Origin of the sequence: Saccharopolyspora mangrovi (genome assembly GCF_035320975.1) — a bacterium.
GTDB lineage: Bacteria > Actinomycetota > Actinomycetes > Mycobacteriales > Pseudonocardiaceae > Saccharopolyspora > Saccharopolyspora mangrovi.
The window spans coordinates 1-684 of sequence record NZ_JAWLNX010000060.1; the positions used below are offsets into that span (position 1 = coordinate 1).

The 684-nt window shown below is 67.5% G+C and carries 1 protein-coding gene; it reads left to right on the forward strand.

All coding sequences use genetic code 11. The annotated features are described in order from the left end of the window. Positions 1–21 precede the first annotated feature (21 nt). Positions 22–684, forward strand: a 663-nt coding sequence (locus tag R4I43_RS34240) for a TetR family transcriptional regulator (protein WP_324269883.1), incomplete at its 3' end; no start/stop codon positions are given.

Here is a 684-nt window from a genome sequence, read left to right on the forward strand (position 1 = left end):
AACTCCGATCAGGGAGGCGCATTGCCTGCAGAAACAGCACCGCTGCGGCGCAAGCCCGTGCAGCAGCGGAGTGCCCAACGAGTGGAGAAGATGCTCGCCGCCACCGCCGCCCTCATCGACGAGGTGGGCTACGACGGATTAACAACCACCCTCATCGCGGAACGGGCCGGAGTGGCGGTCGGGTCGCTGTACCAGTTCTTCCCGGACAAGCGCGCCGTCGTGCAGGAGCTGACGCTGCGCAACCTGGACCGCTTCGTGCGGACCGTGTCCAGCCGCTTCGAGCAGCTGGAACTGGCGCACTGGTGGGATGCCGTCGACGCCGTCTTCGACACCTACCTGACCATGCACCGCGAGGTCCCGGCGTTCAGCCGGCTGCACTTCGGGGACGTGGTCGACCTGCGGCTGCTCGATCCGAGCAAGGACAACAACGCGGTCATCGCGGAGAAGCTGACCGGGTTGATCGCTGAGGAGTTCCAGCTCGACCCGGCCGATCTCGCCCTGCCGCTGACCGTCGCCGTCGAGGCCGCGGACGCCGTGCTGCACCTGGCGTTCCGGCGCGACCCCCACGGCGATCCGGCGATGCTGGCCGAGGCCAAGGACCTCGTCCGCGGGTACCTGTCCAAGAGGATCACCGGAGAAGAACGGGTGAAGTCGACCGTGGTCGGGCAGACGATCAGGGCGAAC